Annotated in this window: 14 protein-coding genes; 9 read left to right on the top strand and 5 right to left on the bottom strand. The window is 68.4% G+C overall.

The features are described from left to right. Positions 1-61: 61 nt before the first annotated feature. Genes ASE30_RS03620 through ASE30_RS03610 form a run of 3 tightly spaced genes read right to left on the bottom strand, consistent with a single transcriptional unit; the run spans position 62 to position 3685 of the window. Positions 62-1432: a sodium:proton antiporter gene (locus ASE30_RS03620; RefSeq protein WP_082601433.1), complete on the bottom strand. Its 1371-nt coding sequence runs from the start codon at positions 1430-1432 to the stop codon at positions 62-64. Between the two features lie 27 nt (positions 1433-1459). Next, positions 1460-2701: an AI-2E family transporter gene (locus ASE30_RS03615; RefSeq protein ID WP_057282860.1), complete on the bottom strand. Its 1242-nt coding sequence runs from the start codon at positions 2699-2701 to the stop codon at positions 1460-1462. 18 nt (positions 2702-2719) lie between these two features. After that, entirely contained in the window at positions 2720-3685 is a 966-nt protein-coding gene (locus ASE30_RS03610; protein WP_057282859.1) for a LysR family transcriptional regulator, read from the bottom strand. A 214-nt stretch (positions 3686-3899) separates the two neighbouring features. Between ASE30_RS03610 and ASE30_RS03605 the strand changes: the two genes are divergently transcribed. The 7 genes from ASE30_RS03605 (at position 3900) to ASE30_RS03575 (ending at position 13381) form a co-directional block, all read left to right on the top strand. Then, on the top strand, positions 3900-6023 hold the full coding sequence (locus ASE30_RS03605; protein WP_057282858.1) for a 3-hydroxyacyl-CoA dehydrogenase NAD-binding domain-containing protein: 2124 nt from the start codon (positions 3900-3902) through the stop codon (positions 6021-6023). 27 nt (positions 6024-6050) lie between these two features. Next, on the top strand, positions 6051-7232 hold the full coding sequence (locus ASE30_RS03600; RefSeq protein WP_057282857.1) for an acetyl-CoA C-acyltransferase: 1182 nt from the start codon (positions 6051-6053) through the stop codon (positions 7230-7232). Between the two features lie 8 nt (positions 7233-7240). Continuing rightward, positions 7241-8437, top strand: coding sequence for an acyl-CoA dehydrogenase family protein (locus ASE30_RS03595; RefSeq protein WP_057282856.1), 1197 nt, complete (start codon positions 7241-7243; stop codon positions 8435-8437). 9 nt (positions 8438-8446) lie between these two features. Next, positions 8447-9580 (top strand): acyl-CoA dehydrogenase family protein, encoded by a 1134-nt coding sequence (locus ASE30_RS03590; RefSeq protein WP_057282855.1) that lies wholly within the window; start codon positions 8447-8449, stop codon positions 9578-9580. A gap of 16 nt (positions 9581-9596) precedes the next feature. Further along, a complete protein-coding gene (locus ASE30_RS03585; RefSeq protein WP_057282854.1) occupies positions 9597-11543 on the top strand; it encodes an acyl-CoA synthetase in 1947 nt (648 codons plus the stop codon). Between the two features lie 22 nt (positions 11544-11565). Then, positions 11566-12549 (top strand): tripartite tricarboxylate transporter substrate binding protein, encoded by a 984-nt coding sequence (locus ASE30_RS03580; protein WP_057282853.1) that lies wholly within the window; start codon positions 11566-11568, stop codon positions 12547-12549. 145 nt (positions 12550-12694) lie between these two features. Further along, positions 12695-13381 (top strand): GntR family transcriptional regulator, encoded by a 687-nt coding sequence (locus ASE30_RS03575; protein ID WP_057283259.1) that lies wholly within the window; start codon positions 12695-12697, stop codon positions 13379-13381. A 3-nt stretch (positions 13382-13384) separates the two neighbouring features. Here ASE30_RS03575 and ASE30_RS03570 read toward each other — a convergent pair whose 3' ends face one another. Next, the gene (locus ASE30_RS03570) at positions 13385-14257 is read right to left on the bottom strand and encodes a LysR family transcriptional regulator (RefSeq protein WP_057282852.1); all 873 of its coding nucleotides are present in this window, start codon (positions 14255-14257) and stop codon (positions 13385-13387) included. A gap of 118 nt (positions 14258-14375) precedes the next feature. On the opposite strand from ASE30_RS03570, the gene ASE30_RS03565 reads away from it, so the two are divergent. Next, on the top strand, positions 14376-15896 hold the full coding sequence (locus tag ASE30_RS03565) for an MFS transporter (protein WP_057282851.1): 1521 nt from the start codon (positions 14376-14378) through the stop codon (positions 15894-15896). Positions 15897-15945: 49 nt separating this feature from the next. Here the strand turns inward: ASE30_RS03565 and ASE30_RS03560 are convergent, their stop codons facing one another. After that, a complete protein-coding gene (locus ASE30_RS03560; protein ID WP_057282850.1) occupies positions 15946-17229 on the bottom strand; it encodes a cystathionine gamma-synthase family protein in 1284 nt (427 codons plus the stop codon). A gap of 280 nt (positions 17230-17509) precedes the next feature. On the opposite strand from ASE30_RS03560, the gene ASE30_RS03555 reads away from it, so the two are divergent. Then, a complete protein-coding gene (locus ASE30_RS03555; RefSeq protein ID WP_057282849.1) occupies positions 17510-18385 on the top strand; it encodes a DUF1932 domain-containing protein in 876 nt (291 codons plus the stop codon). The last annotated feature ends 58 nt before the right edge of the window (positions 18386-18443 follow it).

Below are 18443 nucleotides of genomic sequence, written 5' to 3'. Positions count from 1 at the left end.
AAGCAAGACTGGAGGAGCCGGCGCTTCAGGAACGGGTTCGGGGCCGGGTTCGGGGCCCGATTCAGGGCCCGGTTCGGGGCCCACTTCTCGGTCCACTTCCCGGCCCACGTCCCGGCCCACTTCGCGGCTGGCCGCGGCAATACCATCTGAGCAGGGGCGACGCCGTGACGCCGTGCACCAGCACCGAGCCGACGATGGCCGCCAGCAGCAGCGGCGCTAGCCCTCCCGACACGGCCTGCGGCGCCTGCTCCACCGCCAGCATCAGATAGTAGAAGGTGCCCACGCCGCGGATGCCCAGCCAGCCCGCCATCCAGCGCTGGCGGGCGTCCAGCGTCGACCCGGCCAGCGCCAGCATGACGCTGGCTGGACGCACCGCCACGAACAGCGCGGCCGACACCAGCAACGGCATCCAGGCCAGCATCTCGCGCCAGTACGCCGATACCACGCAGCCAATGATCAGCATCAGCGCCAGCTCCACGAAGCGTTCCAGCCCCACCGATATCGCCATCATGGATTCGGCCAGATGGGCGTGCGCCAGCTTGGGATCCTGCGAGCTCTCCTCCTGCTCGGCGGGCGTCACGTCCTGCACGGCCTCGCGCGGATTGCGGGCGCCGCCGGTCGCGCGCAACTCCTGCTGGCGCAGCGCCACGCCCGCGCAGAACACCGCCAGAAAGCCATAGCCATGCGCAAGCAGCGTGGCGCCATAGCAAAGCGCGATCAGCCCCAGCGCCAGGAATTCGTCCAGGCCCAGCGCGTTGCCGTAGCGGATGCGCAGCATGGCGATCAGGCGCTCGCTCAACGTCCCCATCAGCCAGCCGATCGCGATGGCCACGGCCACGCCCCAGGTCATTTCCGCCGCCAGCGCCCAGGGGTGTGCAAGCCCCTCCGGTCCCGCATTGCACAGGGCGATTCCCAGCACCACGAACGGAAACGCCGCGCCGTCGTTGGCGCCGCCCTCGCCCGACAAGGCGAACCGCAGCGGCTCGTCGTCGCCGGCCTCCAGCGGACGCAGTTCATTCGCCAGCACCGGATCGGTGGGCGCCAGCGCGGCGGCCAGCAGCACCGCCGGCCCCCAAGCCAGACCCAGCGCCAGGACGCCCAATGCCGCCATCAGCGCGATCGTCAGCAACATCGCGGGGGCCGCCAGCCGCAGCGGCAGCCGCCACAACGGATCGCCGCAAGCGGCGCGCAGGTGCATGCCGATGGCGAACAGCGAAACCGGCAGCGCGGCCTCGGTGATCAGGCGCAGGACATGGCGGTCATCGAACAGGTCCAGGTTGAGCAGGCCCAGCCCCGCCGGCCCGATCAGGAAGCCGACCGCCAGATACACCATGGCGCCGGTCATGGGCAGCCTGTCGATCACGCGCCTGGCCAGCGCCATCAACACGAACAGCGCGCCTATCAGCAGGAACCAGACCGCCTCGATGTTCACGTTCACGCTCCATCCGCGGCGCCGGTTTTACTCGCCCAGGAATTCCGACACGGCTTCCAGGCCCTCTATGTGGTCCGCCACCACCTTGGCGATGAAGGCGATGGGCACGGACAACAGCGTGCCCCATATGCCCCACAGCCAGGTGAACAGCAGCAGCAGGATGAACACCGCGACGGCGTTCATCTTGGCAATGCGGCCCGACATCCACGTGGTGACGACCACGCCCATCAGCAAGGCGATCCCGACCGAACTCAACGCCACCGCCAGCGCGGGACCAAGCTCGCCGAACTGGACCAGCGCCGCCACGCCCGTGCCGACCGCGGTCAGGAGCGGGCCGAAGTACGGAATGATGTGCAGGGCCCCCGCCACGATGGCCCAGGTCGCGGCGTTTTCCAGCCCCAGCAGGCGGAAAGCCACCCACGACAGCAGTCCCAGCACCACATTCGTCACCAGCATCATCGCCATGTACATATGGATGGCGCTGTTGATCTGGTCCAGCATGTGCACACTGATCTTCTTCTGCGACAGCGTGGTGCCGGCCACCTTCACGAACTTGCGCTTGAACGCATTGCCCGACAGCAGCAGGAAGAACACCAGGAATACGCACATCGTCGCCTGGCCGATAAAGGTGGCCACGCCCTTGGATCCCCACAGCAGGATGTCGCTCAGGCCGCCGTCGGACTTCGCCACGACGACCTGGCGTCCGGGCGGCACGCCGCCCGAGTCCTGCAGCAGGCTGGCCGCGGCCTTCAGCTTTTCAACGAAGGACCCGTCGCCGCTGCTGAGTCCGCTAAGGGTGTGGGACAGCTTGCCGGAGATCTCCGGCAAGGCGTGCACGATGTCGCCCACCTGGTCCTGCGTCGCATAGGCCAGCCCGGCGATCGCGCACGCGATAGCCAGCAACAGCACCACGGTGCCGAAGGCGCGCGGCAGGCGCGCGCGCTCCATCAGCGTCACGGCGGGGTCCAGCGCATAGGACACCACGATGGCCATTACCACGGGCACCATGAATTCCTGGGCCAGCTTCAGGCTGAACAATACGGCCAGCACGGTCAAGGTGGTCAGGCATACGCCGCGCGCGCGCACGGAAGGAAGCACGGGAGGGGTCGTGTCGATCAGGCCGGCGTCCTCCGCCGTCACCTTCTCCGCCGTGGGTTCGGGCGCGGGGGGTTCGGGTGCCGGGGGTTCGGACGCCGGGGGTTCGGACGCCTTGAGGGCTGTTTCCTCGGTCCGTGGCGGTGCGTCCGCCGGCGTCGCAGTTTCCATCATGCCCCTCGCATTCGATTTTCAAATGCCTTCAGCAAGCCCCGTGCCCGCGCCCGGCGCGCGTCCCACCGCCAGCAGGCCGGCCTGGCCGTCGTGCCGGCGTTGCGCCCGGTCCAGGATGAATTCGATCATCATCCCGATGGCGCGCGGATGGTGCCGGTTGGGCATGTACAGCATATACATGCCGCGCCCGAAGATGCTGAGACGCCATTCGGTCAGCGCGGCCAGTAGATCCCCGCGCGCCACGTCGTCATGCACCACGTAGTCCGGCACCACGCCCACGCCCAGCCCGGCGCGGATCGCGTCGCGCAGAAAGGCGTAATTGCGCGAGATGACGGTGGGCTCCAGCACGACATGCTGGCGGGGCTGGCCGCCGTAGTAGGCGGACAGGCGCAGCGGGCGGCCAATCACGGCGGCGCTGATGACCGGCAGGCCCGCCAGGTCTTCCGGCCGCTGCGGCAGCCCATGGCGGTCGGCGTAGGCCCTGGACGCGCAGGCCACGTAGCGGACCTGGCCCAGCTCGCGCGCCACCAGATGCTGCGGCGGCTCGGACATGATGCGCACGGCGATGTCCACCTCATCGCGCAGCAGGTCCTCGACACTGTTCTCGAACAGCACGTCCAGCACGATATCCGGATAGGCCTGCTTGAACTCCAGCAGCCAGGGCGTCATCACGAACTGCCCGTAGCCGCTGGGAACGCTCAGCCGGACCTTGCCCTGCGGCGTCTTGCCCAGGGTCTCGACCGATTCGCGCGCGGCCACCAGTTCGTCCTGGATGCTGCGCCCGTGCTTGTACAGCTTCAGGCCGATTTCGGTGGGCTCCACGCGCCGCGTCGTGCGGCGCACCAGTTGCATGCCGACCGACTTTTCCAGTTGATTCAAGTGATAGCTGACGTTGGCGCGCGTCATCTTCAGCCGGCGCGCCGCCTCGCTCAAATTACCCGCGTCCAGGATTTCGACCAGCAGGGTCAGGGATTTGGTGTCCATGTCGGCTCTCCTTCACCGCATTGTCAAATTTTATTATCTGGAGTGTCAATTATGGATGCCATTGTCAAGACATCTTTACTGCGAAAGAATAAAGCCCATAAAAGACGGGCCACCCCTGGCCCGCCAGGCACCGCATGCGCGGCGCCCCGGCGCACGGCCCCCAGCCACGCGCCGCGCGGCCCGCCAGCAGGAAGCCACCACGGAGACACTGTCCATGACAGACAGCGCAAGCACCGGCGCGGCACGGACGCGCCGCTACGAAGACATCCTGGTCGTCACCCTGGACCACCCGCCGGTCAACGCCCTGAGCGCCGCCGTGCGCCGCGACCTGTCGGCGGCCATTCAAAGCGCGCAGACCGACAACCAGGTCCGCGCGATCCTGCTGGTGGGCGCGGGCCGGAACTTCATCGCGGGCGCCGACATCCGCGAGTTCGGCAAGCCTCCGCAGCAGCCGCTCCTGCCGGACGTGTGCAACCAGATCGAAGCCAGCGCCAAACCGGTGGTCGCGGCCCTGCATGGCGCGGCGCTGGGCGGCGGACTTGAAATCGCCCTGGCCGCGCACTACCGCGTGGCGCTGGCGAGCGCCAAGCTGGGGCTGCCCGAGGTGAACCTGGGCCTGCTGCCCGGCGCGGGCGGCACGCAGCGCGCGCCGCGCCTGATGGGCGCCGCGGCCGCGGTGGACCTGATGCTGTCCGGCAAGCCCCTGTCGGCCGAGGCCGCCTTGAATGCCGGACTCGTCGACACGCTGGCCACGGAAGACGACCCGCTGGATGCGGGGCTGGCCTACACCCGCCAATTGCTGGCGCTGAACGCGGGCGCGCGCCGCACCCGCGACGCCACGGCCGCGCTGGCCGACAGGCAGGCCGCGCTGGCGGCGGTGGACGCCGCCGCCGAACGCGTGGCCGCCACCGCCCGGGGCCTGTTTTCGCCCGCCAGAATCGTCGAGGCCGTGCGCGCCGCCATCGAACAGCCCTTTGAAGAAGGACTGCGCACCGAACGGGCGCTATTCCTGCAGTGCATCGACAGCCCGCAGCGGGCCGCGCTGGTGCACGCCTTCTTCGCCGAACGCGACACCGCCAAGATCCCGGAACTGAAAGAGGCGCGCGCCCGGCGGCTCGAACGCGTGGGCATCGTCGGCGGCGGCACCATGGGCGCGGGCATCGCCGTGGCGGTGCTGGATGCGGGCCTGCCCGTGGTGATGGTGGAGCAGGACGACGCCGCGCTGGGGCGCGGCCGCGCACGCGTCGAACAGGTGTATGACCTGCTGGTCAAGAAAGGCAGGATCGACGCCGGCGAGCGCGCCGCCCGCCTGGCACGTTTCAGCGGCGCCACCCGTTACGACGCGCTGGGCGATGCCGACCTGATCATCGAAGCCGTCTTCGAAGACATGGCCGTCAAGCAGACCGTCTTCGCGCAGCTCGACCGCGTCGCCAAGCCGGGCGCGGTGCTGGCCACCAACACCTCGTACCTGGATGTGGACCGCATCGCCGCCGCGACGCGCGGACCGGCCGACGTGCTGGGGCTGCACTTCTTCTCGCCCGCCAACATCATGAAGCTGCTGGAAGTGGTGGTGGGCAAGGACACCGCGCCGGACACCGTGGCCACGGGTTTCGAACTGGCCAAGCGGCTGCGCAAGATTCCCGTGCGCGCGGGCGTGTGCGACGGATTCATCGGCAACCGCATCCTGGCCGTGCACCGGCAGGCCGCCGACATGATGATGGAAGACGGCGCATCGCCCTACGACATCGACGCCGCCGTGCGCGCGTTCGGCTATCCCATGGGCCCTTACCAGATGGCCGACCTGGCCGGCGGCGACATCGGCTGGGCCACGCGCAAGCGCCGCGCCGCCACCCGCGACCCCGCGCTGCGCTACGTGCAGATTCCCGACCGCCTGTGCGAACGCGGCTGGTTCGGCCAGAAGACCGGGCGCGGCTTCTACCTGTATCCCGACGGCGCGCGCCAGGGCACGCCGGATCCGGAAGTGCTGGCCATCATCGACGAGGAACGCCGCCGCGCCGGCGTCACGCCCCGCCCCTACACGCAGGACGACATCCTGCGCCGCTACCTGGCCGCCATGATCAACGAGGCGGCCAACGTGCTGCACCAGGGCATAGCGCTGCGTCCGTCCGACGTGGACGTGGTGTTCCTGTCCGGCTACGGCTTTCCGCGCTACCGAGGCGGCCCGACGCACTACGCCGACAGTGTGGGCCTGGACAGCGTGCTGGCCGACATCCGCGGCTTTGCCGAGGAAGACCCCGCCTTCTGGAAACCGTCGCCGCTGCTCGTGCAATTGGCGGAGTCCGGACGCAATTTCGCCAGCCTGAACCAGGCCGCCTGAACCGCTTGCATTCAACAGGAATAGACCATGCGTGAAGCCGTCATCGTCTCCACCGCCCGCACCCCCATCACCAAGGCGGGCCGCGGCGAATTCAACCGGATCGCCGGGCCCACGCTGGCCGCGCACGCCGTGCGCGCCGCCGTCGAACGCGCCGGCATCGACCCCGCGCTGATCGAAGACGCCTTCATCGGCTGCGGCTATCCGGAAGGCGCCACCGGCCGCAACATCGGCCGCCAGGCGGTGATCCGCGCCGGGCTGCCCGTCAGCGTGGGCGGGGCCACCGTCAACCGCTATTGCGCGTCCGGCCTGCAGGCCATCGCATCGGCCGCCGGCCGTATCGTGATGGACGGCGTCCCGGCCGCCATCGCGGGCGGCGTCGAACTGGTATCGCAGATCCGCACGCGCGACGACGGTGTCAGCGGCATGGACCCGTGGATCGTGGCGAACAAGCCCGAACTCTACCTGCCCATGATCGAAACCGCCGACATCGTTGCTGCCCGGTACGGCATCAGCCGGGAAGCGCAGGACCGCTTTGCCGCGCAGAGCCAGGCGCGCACGGAAGCCGCGCAGACCGCCGGCCGCTACCGCGAAGAGATCGTCCCGGTCACCACCGTCATGGCCGTCACGGACCGCGCGACCGGCGCGGTCTCCGAACGCGAAGTCACGATAGACCACGACACCTGCAACCGCCCCGGCACCACCTACGAGGCGCTGGCGGGCTTGGCCCCGGTGCGCGGCGAGGGCCAGTTCGTCACCGCCGGCAACGCATCGCAGCTATCCGATGGCGCCGCCGCCTGCGTGCTGATGGAAGCATCCGAGGCCCAGCGCGCCGGCATCCGACCGCTGGGCGCGTTCCGCGGCCTGGCGATCGCCGGCTGCGAACCCGACGAAATGGGCATCGGCCCGGTCTACGCCGTGCCCAGATTGCTGGCACGCCACGGCCTGAAGGTAGCAGACATCGACCTCTGGGAACTGAACGAAGCGTTTGCCTCGCAAGCCCTGTACTGCCAGGAAAAGCTTGGCATCCCGATGGACCGGCTGAACGTGGATGGCGGCTCCATCGCCTTGGGACACCCGTTTGGCGTCACCGGCGCGCGCCTGGCCGGCCATGTCCTGATCGAAGGCCGGCGCCGAGGCGCCCGCTACGCCGTCGTCACAATGTGCATCGGCGGCGGCATGGGCGCGGCCGGCCTGTTTGAAATTTATTGAGGATCCCCATGGACCTGGAATTCACCCCCGAAGAAAACGCCTTCCGCGATGAGGTGCGCGCGTTTCTCGACGCCCGGCTGCCGCGCCGCCTGTCCGACAAGGTCAGCGAAGGCAAGCTGCTGACCCGCGCCGACATGGACGAATGGCACGCCATCCTGAACCAGCAGGGCTGGCTGGCCAGCCACTGGCCGGAAGAATACGGCGGCACCGGCTGGAGCGCCACGCAGAAATTCATCTTTGAAAACGAATGCGCGCTGGCCGCCGCGCCGCGCATCGTGCCCTTCGGCCTGAGCATGCTGGGTCCGGTGCTGATCAAGTACGGCACCGACGCGCAGCGGCGCCATTGGCTGCCGCGCATCCTGGACGGCTCGGACTGGTGGTGCCAGGGCTATTCCGAACCGGGCGCCGGGTCGGACCTGGCCTCGGTCAAGACCACCGCGGTGCGCGACGGCGACAGCTACGTCGTCAACGGCCAGAAGACCTGGACCACGCTGGGCCAGTACGCAAACATGATCTTCTGCCTGGTGCGCACCTCGCAGGAAGGCCGCCGCCAGGAAGGCATCAGCTTCCTCTTGATCGACATGAACAGCCCCGGCGTGGAAGTGCGCCCCATCATCACGCTGGACGGCGAACACGAGGTCAATGAAGTGTTCTTCTCGGACGTGCGCGTCCCGGTGGCAAACCTGGTCGGCGAAGAGAACCGCGGCTGGACCTGCGCCAAATACCTGCTGACCTACGAACGCACCAACATCGCCGGCGTGGGCCAGTCGACGGCCGCCCTGGAACGTCTGAAGACGGTGGCCGCCCGCCAGAAGAAGCACGGCCGTCCGCTGGCCGAAGACCCCGACTTCGCCGCCCGGCTGGCGCGCGTGGAGATCGAGCTGGCCAACATGCGCACCACCAACCTGCGCGTGGTGGCGGCCGTGGCGGGCGGCGGCGCGCCCGGCGCGGAAAGCTCCATGCTGAAGATCCGCGGCACGCAGATCCGGCAAGAGATCAGCGCGCTGAACCGCCGCGCCATGGGCCCCTACGCCCGGCCCTTCGTGCCCGAAGCGCTGCACGACGGCCATGACGCGCCGCCCATCGGCCCCGACGGCGCCGCCAGCGCCGCCGCGCAGTACTTCAACAACCGCAAGCTGTCGATCTTCGGCGGCTCCAATGAAATCCAGAAGAACATCATCTCGAAGATGATCCTGGGACTGTAAGGGCCGGCCATGAATTTCGAACACACCGAAGACCGGCGCATGCTCTCCGACATGCTGCGCCGCTTTGTCGCCGAACAGTACGACTTCACCACCCGCATGCGCCACGCCCAGTCGCCGCAAGGCTACAGCGTGGACCTCTGGCGCCGCTACGCCGAACTGGGCGCCATCGGCGCGCTGTTCGCGGAGGCCGACGGCGGCCTGGGCGGCGCGGGCTTCGATATCTCCGTCGTCTTCGAAGCACTGGGCCGCGGCCTGGTGGTCGAACCCTTCCTGGACGCCCTGATGGCCGGCACCGCGATCGCCACGGCCGGCACACCGGCCCAGCGCGAAGCGCTGGACGGGCTGATCGCGGGCAGCATCACCGCCGCCCTCGCCCAGGCCGAACCCGACTCAGGCTACGAACTGAACGTGGTACGCACGCGCGCCGAACGCAATGCCGGCGGCTGGGTGCTAGATGGCGCCAAGGCCGTCGTGAACGCGGGCGAGCACGCGGACCTGTTCCTGGTGTCCGCGCGCACCGCTGGCGCGGACGGCGACGAAGCCGGCATCAACCTGTTCCTGGTCAGCGCCGGCACATTCGGTCTGAGCGCGCGCGGCTACGGCCTGATCGACGGCGGCCGCGCGGCGGAACTGGTCTTCGACCAGGTGCAACTGGGTCCGGACGCCCTGCTGGGCGCGGCGGGCCAAGGCTACGCGCTGCTGGAGCGCGCCACCGGCCGCGGCCTTCTTGCGCTGTGCTCGGAAGCCGTGGGCGCCATGGATTGCGCGCGCGACGCCACCCTGGAATACCTGCGCACCCGCCGCCAGTTCGGCGCGCCCATCGGCAGCTTCCAGGCGCTGCAGCATCGCATGGCCGATGTGCTGCTGGAGATCGAGCAGGCACGCTCGGCCGTCATCAACGCGGCCGCCGCCCTGGACCACCCCGACCGCGCCACGCGCGAACGCGCGCTGTCCGCCGCCAAGTACACCATCGGCCGCATCGGCACCCTGGTCGCCGAAGAGAGCATCCAGCTCCATGGCGGCATCGGCATGACCTGGGAACTGCCGCTGGCCCACTACGCCAAGCGCCTAGTCATGATCGACCACCAATTGGGCGACGAAGACCACCACCTGCGGCGCTACATCGCGCTGGGGCAGGCCTGAACGGAGGAATGCGGACATGACCCCGCCCTACGCCGTCCCGACCCTGTCGCGCCCCTTCGCGGCGCCCTTTCCGGTGCGCAACGCGGCCGACGTGCAGCGCCTGCAGGCCCGCCCGCTGGCCGAGACGCTGACGGTCCAAAGCACCTACGAAATCTTCCGCAACTCCGCGGCCGCCTTCGGCGGCAAGACCGCGCTGACCTTTCTGCGCAGCGCCGATCCCGCCGACGAGGCGGTGCGCTGGAGCTACCAGGAACTGCTGGCCGGCATCCACCAGACGGCCAATCTGTTGCACGGGCTGGGCATCCGCGCCGGCGACGCGGTGGCCGTGCTGCTGCCGGGCTGCCTGGAATACCACCTGGCGCTGTGGGGCGGCGAAGCGGCCGGCATTGTCCAGCCGCTCAATCCCCTGCTGACCGAAGACAAGCTGGCCTCGCTGATGACGACGGCGCGCGCCAAGGTGCTGATCGCGTATGGCTCCGACGTGGAGTGCGGCTCCTGGTCCAAGGCCTTGCGCCTGCTGGAACGCGTGCCCACCCTGCGCACCCTGCTGCGCGTGGCGCCCCTGGACGAGCCCCTTGCCGCCCGTCCCGCGCTGCCCGCCTGCGCGCAGGACTTCAACGCCGGCCGGGCCGCCCAGCCGGCTGACCGGCTGCTCAGCGAACGCGTCATCCGGCCGGACGACGTGGCCGCGTATTTTCACACCGGCGGCACGACCGGCGCGCCCAAGCTTGCCGTCCATACGCACGCCAACCAGGTGTTCTCGGCCTGGGCCGCGGTGCAGTTGCAGAACGCCGGCCCCGGGGACGTGGTCATCAACGGCTACCCCCTGTTCCACGTGGCGGGCGTGCTGCCGGCCTCGCTGGCGGCCTTGTCCGCCGGCGTGGAAACCGTCATCCCCACCACGCTGTTGCTGCGCAACCGCGACGTGCTGCGCAACTACTGGCGCCTGGTCGAAAAGCACCGCGCCACCTCGCTGCAAGGCGTGCCCACCATCCTGGCCGCGCTGGCCGACATTCCGCTGGCGGGGGCCGACATCTCGTCGCTGCGCTATTGCCGCACCGGCGCGGCGCCGCTGCCCGCCGAACTGGCGGCGCGCTTCAAGCGCCTGTTCGGCCTGCACGTCAGCGAAAGCCTGGGCATGACCGAAATGGCCGGCATCTCGTCGATCTCGCCGCCCGGCTGCGAGTTCCCCGTGAACTGCGTGGGCTTTCCGCTGCCCTACGTGCAGGTGCGCATCGTCCGCCTGGACATGCCCGCCGGCCAGCCTCCGCGCGAACTCCCCACCGGCACGCCGGGCATGGTGCTGTTCAAGGCGCCCAACGTCATCCCCGGATTCCTGGACCCCGAGGACACCGCGCGCGCCTTCACCGGCGACGGCTGGCTGATCAGCGGCGACGTCGGATTCCTGGACGGCGAAGGCCGCCTGCACCTGCAGGGCCGCGCCAAGGATCTGATCATCCGCGGCGGCCACAACATCGATCCCAAGACCATCGAGGACGCGCTCGCCACGCATCCGGCGGTGCAGCTCTGCGCCGCCGTCGGCGCGCCGGACGCCTACGCCGGAGAGCTGCCCATCGCCTTCGTCACGCTGGCGGACGGCGCCCAGGCCTCGGAGGCCGAGCTCATCGCCTACGCCGCCGAGCACGTGGACGAAGGCCCCGCCCGGCCCAAGCGGGTCATCGTCCTGGACGCCATGCCGATGACCAACGTAGGCAAGATCTACAAACCCGATTTGCGCCGCCTGGCGACCGCCGTGTCGGTCCAGGCCGTGGTGGCGCGCACCCTGCACGAGGCTGGCCTCGCGGAAGACGATGCCGTCTTCCGCGTGCTGGCCGATGCGCAACCGGATGTCGCCGTAGAAGCCGGCGCCGGTGCGCCCGCGCCGCTGAAAGCCCTGCTGCGCGAAGCGCTGTCCCGGCTGCCCGTCAAGGTCGTGCTGCACGACCGGCCCGCAGCCCAATAACTACATACCTGGAGACAACCCTATGGCCCGACTGCCCCTGCGCCGCGCTTGCCTGAGCGCCCTACTGCTTACCCTGGCAAGCGCCGCGCTGCCCTTGCCCGCCAGCGCGCAAGACACCTTCCCCTCTAAGCCCATCACCCTGATCGTGCCCTTCCCGGCCGGCGGCTCCACCGACCGCCACCTGCGCATCGTGGCGCAGGACGCCGCCAAACACCTGGGCCAACCCGTCATCGTGGAAAACCGCCCGGGCGCCGGCGGCACCCTGGGCACCGCCACCATGGCCAAGACGGCCAAGCCCGACGGCTACACCATCAGCCTGTACACCCTGGCGATGCTGCGCATGCCCTACATGCAGAAAAGCAGTTGGGACCCGATCAACGACTTCACCTTCATCCTGGGCCTGTCCGGCTACACCTTCGGCTTCACGGTGCGCTCGGACTCGCCGTACAAGACCTTCAACGAATACATCGAGGCCGCGCGCAAGGCGCCCGGCAAGATCGACTACGGCTCCACCGGCATCGGCTCGTCGCCGCACCTGCTGATCGAGGAAATCGCCATCAACGCCAAGGTCAAACTGAACCACGTTCCGTTCAAGGGCAACGCCGACATGCAGCAGGCGCTGTTGGGCGGGCACGTCATGGCGCAGAGCGACGCCACCGGCTGGGACCAGTTCGTGGACTCCGGAAAAATGCGCCTGCTGGTCACCTTCGGCGAAAAACGCACCACCCGCTGGCCCGACGTGCCCACCGCGCAAGAGCTGGGCTACAAGGTCGTATCCACCTCCCCCTACGGCCTGGCCGGCCCCAAGGGCATGGACCCGGCGGTGGTGAAGATCCTGCACGACGCCTTCAAGCAGGCGCTGTTCGACCAGGCCAGCATGGACGTCATGAAGCAGCTCAACCAGTCGCCCGCCTATCGCAATAGCGAGGACTACAAAGCCTGGGCCCAGGCCACTTACGTGAAGGAAAAGGAACTGATCGAATACCTGGGGCTGATGGCGAAGTAGTTACTGGCGCGCGCGGACGCTCAGGGAAGGCTCGGGCAGGCATACACGCAAACTTTGTATGCAAAAAATGTCTGCCTTCCCGGTCCCGCTTTTGATAGACTGGCTGCCCAATGGTTTTCCCTCCCGGCAGCCTCTGCCGCGCCCCATGACTCAGGAAGTTCAGACTGACCCCAGCGCCGACGACATTGCCAAGGAAGTGGCCGCCGCCATCGTGGCGCACAAGCTCCCGCCCGGCACCCGTCTGCGCGAAGAGGCCCTGGCGAAGGTCTACAAGGTCAGCCGCACCAAGATCCGCGCAGCCTTGCTGATGCTGTCCAAGGACAAGCTGATCAACATCGTGCCCGACAAGGGCGCCTTCGTGAGCAAGCCCGATGCGAACGAGGCCCGCGAGGTCTACGCGGTGCGCCGCATCCTGGAAGCCGCACTGGCCCGCGAGTTCGTCGCGCACGCCAAGGCCGCGGATTTCCGCCGTATCGACGCCCACCTGGCCGAAGAGCGCAAAGCGCTGGACAGCGGCGACGTGCAGACGCGCAACCGCCTGCTGAGCCATTTCCACATCCTGCTGGCGGAAACCGTGGGCAATTCCGTGCTGACGGGCATGCTGCGCGAACTGTCCGCGCGCAGCGCCGTCATCACCGTGCTGTATCAAAGCTCGCACGACGCCAGTTGCTCATCGCAGGAGCACCACGCTTTCATCGAAGCCGCCCGCGCCGGCGACACTGAACGCGCCTGCGCCCTGATGGACGAGCATCTGCAACACGTCCAGACCGCGCTGAACTTCTCCGGCGGCCATCAGGCCGGCAATGACCTGGTCACCGCGCTGCTGAGCTGAAAGCTAGCCCGGCCGCAGCAACTGCTCCATCCGCTGCTGCAGCCAGCGTTCGGTCTCGCCCAGCGTGGCCCCTTGCAGCCACAGCGTGCGCACGGACAGCATCGGCAGCGCCAGGCCTTCGCAGGGCACCGGCGTCAGCGTGGTGCGAAAACTCTCGTATTCAGCGATGTTCAACGGCAGGATCGCCCACCCCAGCCCGTCCGCCACCATGCCGGCGATGCTGTAGAAGCTGTCAGTGCGCCACACCGTGGGGCTCAGCACCATGTCCTCCACTTCTTCCATCTGCATGACCAGTTGGCGGTGCCGCGCCAGGTCCCTGCGCGTCACCCGGGGTTGCGCGGCCAGCGGATGCCCGGCCGCCACGAAAATACCCTGCGCCACATTGCCCAGGTAGCGATGCGCGAAGTCGCTGCCCGGGTCGCCGCGGTCAAAGTGGAAGGCAATGCTTGCGCGCCCCTGCCGCACGTAGTCGGCCACCTCGGTCGCGGTGCCATTGAGCTGCGTCAGTTCCAGCGCCGGAAACCGCTGGGCCAATTCCACGACCAGCGCACCCAGCACCAGATACGGCAACGCCTCGTCCAGCGCGATGGACAGCCGCGCGTCCTGCCCACCCGCGAATGACAGCGCGCGCTGGGCCAGGCCACCCGCCTGCCGCAGCAGTTCCTGGGCCTCCAGCCGCATCACTTCGCCCGCGGGCGTCAAAACCGCATTGCGGCGCGAGCGGTCGAACAGTTCCACGCCCAAGTCCGCCTCAAGCAGCCCCACGGCCGTGCTGACCGCGGACTGCGCGCGGCCGATCCGCCGCGCCGCCGCCGAAAACGAGCCCGATTCCGCCGCCGCCACGAATATCCTGAGCTGGTCCAAAGTCCACTGCATGACATCCCCAATCTATCTGTTTTATAGATGGATTCTAACTTTTTATGGCAAATACTTAGATGGACAATGCGGACCCGTGGACCCGCGCGCCGGGTCCGGCATTGCTAGGAGTAGAACCATGCAGCGAACTCATACGAACGCTGTCGCCACGGCCGCCCGCGGCCGCTGGCTCGTGCTGGCCATCGTGTCCAGCGCCTTGTTGCTGATCGTGGTGGACATGACGGTGCTGTACACGGCCCTGCCCCGGCTCACGCACGAACTGGGCGTCACGGCGTCCGCCAAGCTGTGGATCGTGAACGTCTATGCGCTGGTCGTGTCCGGCCTGCTGCTGGGCATGGGCACGCTGGGCGACCGGCTGGGCCACAAGCGCCTTTTCATGATGGGACTGGCCGTGTTCGGCGTGGCCTCGCTTGCCGCCGCCTACTCGCCCGGCGCCGCCGTCCTGATCACGGCCCGCGCGCTGCTGGCCATCGGCGCGGCCATGATGATGCCCGCCACCCTGTCCATCTTGCGGCTCACCTTCGCCGACGAACGCGAGCGCGCCGTGGCCATCGGCGTCTGGGCCTCGGTGGCCTCGGGCGGCGCAGCGCTGGGGCCGGTGGTGGGCGGCATATTGCTGGAGCACTTCTGGTGGGGCTCGGTGTTCCTCATCAACGTGCCCATTGTCCTCGTGGCGCTGCCGCTGGCATGGCGCTTCATCCCGCCCAGCCAGCCGGACGCATCGCGTCCCTGGGACCTGCCCGGGTCGCTGCAGGTCATGGCGGGGCTGATCCTGTGCGCCTACGCGCTCAAGGAACTGGGCCGTGCAACCCCGTCCTGGCTGCACGCGGGCCTGGCCTGCGTGGCGGGAGCCGCCATGCTGGCCATCTTTGTGCGCCGCCAGCGGCGCCGGCCCTATCCGCTTATCGACTTTGCCATCTTCCGCACCGCCGCCTTCAGCTCGGCCGTCGCGGCAGCGCTCTTCGCCGCCGCCGCGCTGCTGGGCATGGAACTGGTATTCAGCCAGCGGCTGCAACTGGTGCTGGGCATGTCGCCCATCCAGGCCGCGCTCTTCATTCTGCCGCTGCCCCTGGCCGCCTTCGTGGCCGGCCCGCTGGCCGGCCTGCTGCTGGGCCGCGTCGGCAGCAGGCGCCTGCTGTTCCTGGCACTGCTGGTGTCGGGCGCGGGCATGGGTGGCTATCTGCTGACCTACGACGGCGCCGTCCTGCCGCAGCTGGTCAGCCTGAGCGTGCTGGGCCTGGGCATCGGCGCCACCATGACGGCCGCCTCCAGCACCATCATGCAGAGCGCCACGCCGGAACGCGCCGGCATGGCCGCCTCCATCGAGGAAGTGTCGTACGAGTTGGGCGGCGCGCTGGGCGTGACCCTGATGGGATCGATCCTGTCGGGCGTCTACGCACAGTCGCTGGCCGTGCCGGCTGGCGTGGCCCAGACGGCCGCCGCCCGCGACAGCCTGGACGAGGCGCTGATCGTTGCCGAAAGCCTGCCGGCGGAACTTGCCGCCACGCTGACGCGCCTGGCCAGGACGGCATTCGAAACCGGCTATGCCGCGGTGATCGCCACCGCGACCATCATGCTGCTGGCCACGGCCGCCTTCGTGCTGTTGAACCGCGCGCGCCGCCCCACGCCAGCGGGTTGAGCGCGGGCGCGGCGCGAACGGCGCACTGCCAGGCGGTCAAGGCCCCGGCTCAGCCGTTGCGAAACGCGTGGTCCATGTCAGCGATCAGGTCTTCCTCGTGCTCCAGGCCGATGGAGATCCGGATCAACCCTTCCGACACACCCGCGGCGTCGCGCTCGGCCGCCGGCACGCCCGAATGCGTGGTCGACGCGGGATGGCAGACCAGCGTCTCCGTCCCGCCCAGGCTGACCGCCGACCTGAACAGATGCAGGGCATTGATGAAGCGGAACGCGCGCTCGCGCCCGCCTTCCAGCACGAAGGCGAAGGTCGAGCCCGGACCCGTGCACTGGCGCTTGTAGACCTCCTGGTAGGCACGGTCATCGATCATCTCCGGATGGAAGATCCGCACCCTCTCGTGCGGGTTGCCCGATAGCCATTGCGCGACCTTGGTCGCCGTGCGGGCCGCCTGCTTCATGCGCAGCACCACGGTTTCCATCGAGCGCGTGATCATCCAGCAGGAATGCGGGTCCAGCTGCGAGCCGAACGCGCTGCGGATGCCGCGCACCTTCTTGATCAGCTCCTTGCCGCCGGTGACCGCGCCCGCCACCAGGTCGCTGTGGCCGCCCACATACTTCGTCAGGGAATACACGCTCAGGTCCACGCCGTGTTCCGCCGGCTTCTGGAAAATAGGGCCCAGCAGCGTGTTGTCGCACACCGAGATCGGCCGGTAGCCATGGCGCGTCTCGAACGCATTCAGCTCGTTCTTCAGGGCTTCGAAATCGAACAGCGCATTGGTGGGATTGGCGGGCGTCTCGATATAGAACAGCTTGACCGGCCCCTTGGCCGCCGCGTCTTCCAGCGCGGCGCGCATGCTCTTGGACGACAAGCCATCCTGCACCGGATGCGAGCCGACGCCCCACTCCGGAAAGATCTTGCCGATCAGCGTCTCGGTGCCCCCGTAGAGCGGCACCGACTGTACGAGTTGATCGCCCGGCCGCAAAAAGGCCATCAGCACGGCGCTGATGGCGGACATGCCGCTGGAGGTCACCGCGGCATCCTGGGATCCATCCAGCAACGACAGCCGGTCTTCCACGATCTCCAGGTTCGGATGGTTGAAGCGGCTATACACCAGCCCCGCCGTCTCCCCCTGCGGCAAGGGCTTGCGGCCCGACACCAGGTCGAAGAACGCGGCGCCGTCCTCGGCCGACCGGAAGGCGAACGTCGACGTCAGGAACACCGGCGGCTTGACGGCCCCTTCCGACAAAAAGGGGTCGTAGCCATAGGACATCATCTGCGTTTCCGCGTGCAGGGGACGGCCGAAGATGTCCTTCTTGTGATAGCTCGAGTAAGTCATGGAGTGCCTCTTTCTCTGGTGTTCCAGCCGACCGGGCAGGCGCGTCGTGCATCCGGTGACGATAGCGCCGAGCGCCGCGTTATGCATTGCGGTATGTGACCTGCGCGCGCCGGATCGTGAGCAATCCGTGCTCCCGGACCACCCGGATCCGGCCAAGTCCCAAGCCAGTTTTGTTTTTTTTATGTACTTTTACAGTTGAAAAATACGGGTAATCACTAGCTTTTCCCAAGATAATCTGGGCCCTATAAACACGTATTGTTTTTTTTATGTGTTTTTAAATATGAAGATCGCGTTGATTGGATGTGGCGAAGTCGGGCACTGCTACGCCCGCGCCTGGACAGCGGCCGGACATACGTTCGTGGGGATCTGCGACTTGCGGCAAGACAGCGAGATGCGCGCGCGCGCCCAGGCCGCGGGCGCCAGCCTGCACGCCGAGCCCGGGCCGTGGCTGTCGGAGGCTGACGTCGTCGTGTCGGCGGTGTATGGCTACAACGCGGCGCAAGTCGCGCGGCAAAGTTTTCCCCACATGCGTTCGGGCGCCGTCTACGCGGACTTCACCACTGCCGGCGCCCCGGACATGCAGGCCGCGGCGACCGCTGCCGCCGCCTGGCCGATCGAATTCATGGACGTGGCCATCATGGGCGCCATTGCCCTGCTGGCGGAGAAGACGCCGCTCCTCTGTGCGGGTCACGGGGCGCAGGCAGTGACCGCGCTGGCTGAAAGCGCGGGCGCGCCCGTGCGCATCATCGACGGCACCCCGGGTGACGCCGTGCGCCTGAAGCTTCTGCGCAGCGTGATGACCAAGGGCATGGAGAGCCTGGCCGTCGAATGCATGGTGGCGGCCGAGCGCATGGGCCTGCGCGCGTCCCTTTACGAAGTGCTGGCCGATATCGACCGCACGCCGCTCACGGCCTTCATGGATTCCTTCGTCCGCTCGCATGTCCTGCACGCGCCGCGCCGGCTGGCCGAAGTGCGCGAAGCCCGTGACCAATTGCACGAAGCCGGCCTGGAGCCGCTGGTGCTGAACGGCGTCGAACAGCTCTTTGAGCGAACCACGCGAGGCATCGAGGCCGCGCGCGCGAACGGCCAGGCCGAGGTGCCGGATTCCGTGGAAGCCCGCCTTGCCTGGCTGAGCACGCTGGCCCGCCAGGCCTGATAGACCCGACAACCCCCGACAACCCCCGACAGCGCCAACTGCGCCATAGAGCGCAGTC

The organism is Achromobacter sp. Root83, assembly GCF_001428845.1.
In the GTDB taxonomy this organism is placed as follows: Bacteria; Pseudomonadota; Gammaproteobacteria; order Burkholderiales; family Burkholderiaceae_B; genus Achromobacter.
This window is presented reverse-complemented; position numbering and strand designations above follow the sequence as displayed.